The 7,516-nt window shown below is 36.8% G+C and carries 7 protein-coding genes; 3 read left to right on the forward strand and 4 right to left on the reverse strand.

Going from position 1 to position 7,516, the window contains the following annotated elements; translation table 11 throughout:
- Positions 1-308: 308 nt before the first annotated feature.
- Positions 309-1,946, reverse strand: coding sequence for a DUF927 domain-containing protein (locus DF281_RS06040; protein WP_109349355.1), 1,638 nt, complete (start codon positions 1,944-1,946; stop codon positions 309-311).
- Between the two features lie 730 nt (positions 1,947-2,676).
- Between DF281_RS06040 and DF281_RS06050 the strand changes: the two genes are divergently transcribed.
- Both DF281_RS06050 and DF281_RS06055 read left to right on the forward strand, forming a co-directional pair.
- The gene (locus DF281_RS06050) at positions 2,677-3,051 is read left to right on the forward strand and encodes a helix-turn-helix domain-containing protein (protein ID WP_109349357.1); all 375 of its coding nucleotides are present in this window, start codon (positions 2,677-2,679) and stop codon (positions 3,049-3,051) included.
- A gap of 71 nt (positions 3,052-3,122) precedes the next feature.
- Positions 3,123-4,277: a site-specific integrase gene (locus DF281_RS06055; protein WP_109349358.1), complete on the forward strand. Its 1,155-nt coding sequence runs from the start codon at positions 3,123-3,125 to the stop codon at positions 4,275-4,277.
- Positions 4,278-4,369: 92 nt separating this feature from the next.
- On the opposite strand, the gene groL is transcribed toward DF281_RS06055, so the two are convergent.
- Positions 4,370-5,998, reverse strand: coding sequence for a chaperonin GroEL (groL, locus tag DF281_RS06060; RefSeq protein ID WP_109349359.1), 1,629 nt, complete (start codon positions 5,996-5,998; stop codon positions 4,370-4,372).
- 34 nt (positions 5,999-6,032) lie between these two features.
- Positions 6,033-6,317, reverse strand: coding sequence for a co-chaperone GroES (gene groES, locus DF281_RS06065; protein WP_109349360.1), 285 nt, complete (start codon positions 6,315-6,317; stop codon positions 6,033-6,035).
- 184 nt (positions 6,318-6,501) lie between these two features.
- Here groES and DF281_RS06070 point away from each other — a divergent pair, with 184 nt between their 5' ends.
- Positions 6,502-7,236 (forward strand): CPBP family intramembrane glutamic endopeptidase, encoded by a 735-nt coding sequence (locus DF281_RS06070; RefSeq protein ID WP_218564105.1) that lies wholly within the window; start codon positions 6,502-6,504, stop codon positions 7,234-7,236.
- A 125-nt stretch (positions 7,237-7,361) separates the two neighbouring features.
- On the opposite strand, the gene DF281_RS06075 is transcribed toward DF281_RS06070, so the two are convergent.
- A partial coding sequence (locus DF281_RS06075; protein WP_146191509.1) for a transposase occupies positions 7,362-7,516 on the reverse strand: 155 nt, incomplete at its 5' end.

Consider the following 7,516-nt stretch of genomic DNA (forward strand, 5'->3'; position numbering starts at 1 on the left):
ATCATACCAGTGAAACAAGGCAGTCACAAGATAGTGACAGATATTTGGAAGCCATTATAAAAGCAGTAATATACTTCGTCATAAACGTGTAATTTTGTAATTTACCATCACAAATCCTTTTGCATCAATAGAAAAGAGAATTACAAGTTGTACTGTCACTTGTAATCCTCTAGCTTACTCATTGTAATTTTTTCTAGTAACCTCTCTACTTGTAATTCACTTTGTAATTGCTCAATCCCTTACTAGAACAAGCTTCATAGCAACTCAATTACATAATTACAAAATTACACGTTACTACCTACTGGTTTCTAAAAACAGTTTCTAGAAAAATTGAACCCTTGTTCTTCTAAAAAATCCTGATTTACTTGAGCAACACGGAAAGTCTGTTTCTTATGAGTGATATTTTTATAATCAACGCTTTTTCCTTTGTTCTTTTGCTCGACAGTATGTTGCTGTGTCTTCCATGCTTCTCTAATCTGTTTCGCATCGACTCCCAATCTCTTATTTACATAGTCGACTGTCAAGAAGAGTCCGTTGCAATTGACGATGGCATGTATTCCATTGTTCGGTTCGTATTCACCATAAATATGACTTCTATTAGCGTCTAACTCCTCCAACACCTCAATCAGTACATTCTTCGCTCGATCTACATGGTCGTTATCAGAGCACATTGTCAAAAAGAGTTCCGTAAAATCGTTAATCGGAATTTTTATCCCCTCTTCTCTAAATAGCTCATTTAATACTTCACCTACAAATACAATAAACGCGTAATGTAAGGCAATTCGTCGCATCACATTGTTGCTTCCTGCGTCTTCTTGATAGAACTCCATCAATTTTTTAAAGCGACCGTAAAAGCGTTTAGAATGATGTTTCCAGCGTTTTAAAAATTCTAATCCCACACTACCGTAATATTGCTCCACATTCTGATTTAAAGCAGTAAAGTAATCAGCTTTTTTATTCACAAATTTGAAATTCGTAATCGGAATGACGCGTGCAGCACTTCCTTGAGAATTTGTATATTCTAAGATGTTATTTTCTCCTGTTGTGATAAAAACGGATTGCCAGGAACTTGTTCCTCTGCTGCCCTCTAAACTTCCACGCATTTTACCAGTACCATTGCCAAACATGTAAATAATCTGTTGCAACGCTTTTGTATCATGCGCTGTATTCGTATCATCCAGAATTAAAGGAAAAGCATTCAAGAAAGAAGCCATCCGTTCAATTGCGATTTTCGTTGTCAGCATGGAACTAATATAACCGCTCGGCATTCCCCATACACTAGCACATACTTTTTGCACAGTAGTTTTTCCACTTGAAGAAATACCTGAAATATCTACAACGATTGGCGTTAAATCATACTCTTTAAAAAGTACGGAAGCAAATGAAGCTATTACCGGAAACAACGCTTTTGGATTATCATATAGCGGCTCCAGTACATTCTTTATCCACCCCTCAACAGAGCCACTACATTGTACAGCCCTTAACCTTTGTAATTCTCCTTCATCAGGCGGAACTACTCGAAACTTTGATTCCATCTGAGGATGAATAAAATGATTGCCTACATAACCGATATGGCTCACAACAAGCGATCGTTTCAGTTTGTTTTTTTCTAGAAACAAATCGAAGTATTCAATAAGTGGACGAGCATTTCGATCATTGCTGCTGAGACCTTTATTGGCCAACTCAATGACTTCTCTCTTCGTCGCCAGAGCCGTCGCAGGAACAACTTCATTGTAAATTTTGTCGTCATTGAACCATTTTAATTCGTATTGGATATTGTTTCTTTCAATATCATCAAAACACATTGTGATGTAGGGGACATGCCTGCTAATGAATTCTTCATCACCATTTTTACTATTGATTTTGTATAGCTTGTTTTCTTTAGTGAAAAAAGGGTCTGGAATCCCAAACCCTTTCACTTCTTCAAAGAATGTCTCATAAGTCATTAATCACAATTCCTCCTTAATCCAGGACATTGCGATTATCGCCTCTATGCGATAAGATGATAGTGAAATGTTTTGCAAGTGCCCATTTAACTCATGGCCGTGAGTTAAGGGGCTTTTTTTATGCTTATTCATTTAGTTCAACCCTTCCTCCGATACTTTAAGATATCTCTCCCATGGTATTTCAACTCTTCATAGTAACGATCCAAGTAACAATCTACATCCTTCTTATGAAACATATAGCACTTTCCTTTTCTCAATGTTGGAAAATCTGGATCGCTTAGAAAAACCTTAGAAATTGTAGGCCAAGACAAGGACAAGTATTTCTCCAATTGTCTTGCATCCATGAAATATACATCCTCCTCCAATTTCAATGACTGTATATGTTCATCCACCTTTTCCAACACTAGCTGATTAATCGCTTCTGTATTAATTTCCATGAGCCTCATTGCGAACACCTCCCTTACTAGCCATTCAATAATAGTCTGTAATACTATTAAACTTTAATGACCGAATTGACCACATTTTACATTAGAGATTTCTATTAAGCAACCGAAAAGTTAACTATCACCGAAACTTTTTTAGGTGATAGTTAACATTCACAAACCCTTACATACCAAAACTACAAGTAGTTTTGTAGTTTCTAAAGTTTCCTAAATATAAACTTTGATATACTATCCAACATGTTGTAATATGGAAATTACACACACTCACATTTTAAGGATGAGACACTATGAAGTCATTAGGAGAAGTAGTTCGTCAAAGAAGACGGAATAAGAACTTAACACTAGATCAGTTAGCTACACTTATTGATTCTTCCAAGTCTTATTTGTCTAAGCTTGAAAATAACCATATTGAAAAACCAAAGCTCAGTATGATGCGTAAGATTGCCAAACAACTTGATATGGATTATAACGAGCTAGTCATGCACAGTAACTATGTAGATATGGAAAAATTGAGCTTTAAGATGCCTTCTGCCACTTACTATGAGATAGATTCTATTTTAGAAGACCCACAAAATATCATTATGGTACAGGGGGAAATACTAGACAAAGGAGATCGAGAGAAGTTATTGAAGATGATTCAATTGCTTTTTGATTTTGAATAAGTACAAGAAGTTCTATTCTTTGGCATTCGCTTTTCTGTGAGAAACAAAACTCACAAGGGAGAGAAAAAAGATTGGCATACATCAATCAAGATACATCGTCATGGTACTTTGTCGTTTCTAATGGAAAAGATCCGCTTACAAATAAACCACGACAAATTAAACGTAGAGGATTTAAAACACGAGACGATGCAGAGTTGGCAGCATTGGAAGTTGAACTACAGATTAAAAGGGGAGACTATTTTCAAGGTGAGAATATGAAATTCCAGGCATTGTATGAGGAATGGATAGAAACCTACCCTTTTACTAGAAAGAAAAGTTCAACAAGAAATCGAATAAGCTCTGCAAAACACTTGCTAAATGTTTGGGCACAGACACCTATTAACAAAATCACGAAACAAGTTTACAGGCAGTACATGAATTCTCTAGTAACTAAGTACATGCTCAACACCAGAGAGGGCATCCATATCGTCGCTAAAATGATATTCGATCATGCGGTAGAAATGGAATATATTAAGAAAAACCCAACGATCAACTACAAACTTCCTAAGAACCTGGAATACGAAGAGAATGAAGAGAAGCTTGTTTTTCTAGAAAAGGAAGAACTGAAACTGTTTTTACAACTCGCAAAGGACGAAGGATTAACTAACGATTATGAGTTCTTTAGCCTTCTCGCTTACTCCGGTATGCGAATAGGAGAAGCCGTTTCCCTTCAGTGGAAGGACTTGGACTTTAAAAGTTCATCGCTCTCTATTACAAAGACCTATTACAATCCGAGTAATAATAAGCGAAATTTTGAATTACAAACACCTAAAACACGCAGCTCCATGCGAAAAATCCTAATTGATCCATCCATCATGGATTTGTTGAAAGACTTGAAAGAAAAGCAGAATCAGTTTATTAAGAAAAACAAGCGATTATATAAAGACCAGGGTTTCATCTTTACTTGTTCCGAAGGCTACCCATGTACAATCAAGCAATTCTCTGACCGATTAAAACGCATTATTAAGAAAATGGACAACTTAAATAAGCACATCACGCCCCATTCATTCCGGCATACACACGCTTCGCTTTTAATTGAAGCAAATGTCAATATGAAAGTAATCTCTCATAGATTGGGGCATTCATCAGTCGCAACGACAGATGAAATATACGGGCATCTGACTAGAGGATTAGAAAAAGAGGCCTCTCAAAAATTCAGTGAATTAATGAGAGACCTCCAAATTTAGTGTGATTTAACTGGCACTTATGACCAATAAAATGACCGCGTTTTGATGAAAGATGCTCTAACCCTTGATGTAACAAGGGCTTAGAGTTTTCCTTACATCATGCCGCCCATGCCGCCCATATCAGGCATTGCTGGTGTAGATGATGCATCTGGAATATCTGCTACAACTGCTTCAGTTGTTAAGAATAGAGAAGCAACTGATGCTGCATTTTGAAGTGCTGAACGTGTTACTTTCGCTGGATCTACGATACCTGCTTCGATCATGTTCACCCATTCGCCATTCGCAGCATTGAAGCCAGTACCTAGTTCTTCGCGTTTTAGACGATCTACGATTACTGAACCTTCTAGACCTGCGTTATTCGCGATTTGACGAACTGGTTCTTCTAATGCACGTAATACGATGCGCGCTCCAGTAGCTACGTCGCCTTCAGTAGCGTTCACTACAGCGTCAACAGCTCCGTGAATGCTTACTAATGCAACACCACCACCTGCAACAATACCTTCTTCTACAGCTGCACGAGTTGAGTTTAATGCATCTTCAATACGTAATTTACGTTCTTTTAATTCGATTTCAGTTGCTGCACCGACTTTAATTACAGCAACACCACCTGCTAATTTCGCAAGACGTTCTTGTAATTTTTCTTTGTCGAATTCAGAAGTAGAATCTTCATACTGTGTGCGGATGTTCGCAACACGGTATTCGATTGCTTCTTGTTGGCCAGAACCTTCAACAATTGTTGTGTGATCTTTCGTTACGACAACTTTACCAGCATGTCCTAACATATCCATTGTTGTTTGTTTTAAATCTAGACCAAGTTCTTCTGTAATCACTTGTCCACCTGTTAGAATGGCGATATCTTCAAGCATTGCTTTACGACGATCACCGAATCCAGGAGCTTTTACAGCGACAACATTGAAAGTACCGCGTAGTTTATTTACAACTAATGTTGCAAGAGCTTCCCCTTCAACATCTTCTGCTACGATGACCATTGGACGACCTTGTTGAACAACTTGTTCTAACACTGGTAGGATGTCTTGGATATTCGTAATTTTTTTATCTGTAATTAAAATATATGGATTGTCTAAAATAGCTTCCATTTTATCTGTATCTGAAACCATATAATGTGATAAGTATCCACGATCGAATTGCATACCTTCTACCACTTCTAATTCAGTGTTGAAGCCTTTAGATTCTTCTAAAGTGATAACACCGTCGTTACCAACGCGTTCCATTGCTTCAGCGATTAATTCGCCCACTTCATCATCCGCTGCTGAAATTGCTGCTACTTGTGCGATTGACTCTTTATTTTCAACTGGTTTCGCAATTGATTGTAATTCAGTAATTGCTGCTGCAACTGCTAAATCAATCCCTTTACGAATACCAACTGGATTTGCGCCAGCAGTAACGTTTTTAAGTCCTTCTGTAATCATAGATTGTGCTAATACTGTGGCAGTAGTCGTACCGTCACCAGCGATTTCATTCGTTTTAGAAGCTACTTCTGAAACAAGTTTTGCACCCATGTTTTCGTATGGATCTTCTAATTCGATTTCTTTCGCGATTGTGACACCGTCATTCGTAATTAGTGGCGCGCCGAATGCTTTTTGTAATACGACATTACGCCCTTTAGGACCTAATGTTACTTTCACTGTATTCGCTAATTTATCAACACCTTGTAGCATTAAGCTACGTGCATCTTCACTAAATTTAATTTCTTTTACCATGAAAAACTACCCCCTATATTTAGATCTTATCTATTTATTCTACGACAGCTAAAATGTCGCTTTCACGTACGATTAAGTATTCTTTACCATCATATTTAACTTCTGTTCCGGCATATTCAGCATAAATTACTTCGTCGCCAGCTTTTACAGTTAAAGGAACGACTGACCCACTGTTTGTTACTAGTCCAGAACCGACTGCAACTACTTTACCTTGTTGTTGTTTTTCTTTTGCAGAGTCTGGTAGTACAATACCGAATGCTGTCTTTTCTTCTACTTCGACTACCTCAATAATGATACGATCACCGATTGGTTTTAACATGATTAAATAACCTCCTAAAATATGCGATAAATACTTTTTAGCACTCATTACTATAGAGTGCTAATATAGATTTAATAATAATCATTTCTCATAATTTATGCAAGCTAGAGCCATAAAAAATTTCTTTTTTCTTCGACTTATTGATAAGATGAAGATAACCATTTATTTTGAAAGGAATTAACTAATGAAATCACAAAAAACACCGCTGTTTATTTTAATTACATATATCATTATGTACTTCTCACCATTTTTAGTAGTGCGACCAATCGCATCGATTATTAAGTCGGTTAACCCCGATTTAAACGAAAAAGAATTCATCGCGATGACACAAGGTTGGACGACTTTCTCCACTTTCTTAGTCGGTTTATTAATCGTCGTTTTCTTCATTTTACGTGATAAAAACTTCTTAAAAAACGGCTTCAAAGGTGGCGAACGCGCTTCAACACCAGTGGCAATTGGTTGGGGGATTTTAGGATTCTTCATCGTTCTTGCAGCTCAAATGCTTGGCGGAATAATCGAGACATCACTTGGCATTAAAGCAGGCTCTGAAAATACTGAAATTCTTTCGACTGTAGCTTCTGTCTCACCAATCATTATTTTCAGTATCGTATTTTTTGGACCATTTTTAGAAGAAGTCGTATTTAGACGTATTATTTTCGGCTCATTAAATCAAACGACAAACTTCTGGATTGCAACATTAGTAAGTGCCGTTGTCTTCGGATTAATTCACAATGAGTTCTCACATCTTATTTTATACACATCTACAGGTTTAGTTTTTGCCTTCCTATACAATAAGACGAAGCGATTACTAACGACGGTCATCTCACATATTATGTTAAACGGATTCGTAATGCTCATTCAATTGAATCAAGATAAAATTATGGAATTCATTAAACAAGCAGAAAAATTACAACCCTAATATTTAACACCTCCAATATTGTTTTGGAGGTGTTTTTGTATAGTATTCACGCAAAAAAACCGGCTCTGTGTCAAATGTTGGGGTGAATGAAATTGGATTTTCAATTTCATTCACCTTTTTTTAATTCAGCCCAGATGTAAACCAACCTTCTTATACTTGATTGCTAATAGTATTTTGGCTCTAAATCGATCGAATCGTTTATAGCCATATGCATTGCGTTTCATAACTTTTGTTTTGTTATTAATGCCTTCCAAAAAGCCATTTGAATAACCAATAGCGA

This window comes from Kurthia zopfii (assembly GCF_003143955.1).
GTDB lineage: Bacteria > Bacillota > Bacilli > Bacillales_A > Planococcaceae > Kurthia > Kurthia zopfii.

Bases quoted from the DNA above. Each gene is read 5' to 3' on its own strand.
- DF281_RS06040 (WP_109349355.1), bottom strand. From the start codon at position 1,946: ATGACTTATGAGACATTCTTTGAAGAAGTGAAAGGGTTTGGGATTCCA.
- DF281_RS06050 (WP_109349357.1), top strand. From the start codon at position 2,677: ATGAAGTCATTAGGAGAAGTAGTTCGTCAAAGAAGACGGAATAAGAAC.
- groL (WP_109349359.1), bottom strand. From the start codon at position 5,998: ATGGTAAAAGAAATTAAATTTAGTGAAGATGCACGTAGCTTAATGCTA.
- groES (WP_109349360.1), bottom strand. From the start codon at position 6,317: ATGTTAAAACCAATCGGTGATCGTATCATTATTGAGGTAGTCGAAGTA.
- DF281_RS06070 (WP_218564105.1), top strand. From the start codon at position 6,502: ATGAAATCACAAAAAACACCGCTGTTTATTTTAATTACATATATCATT.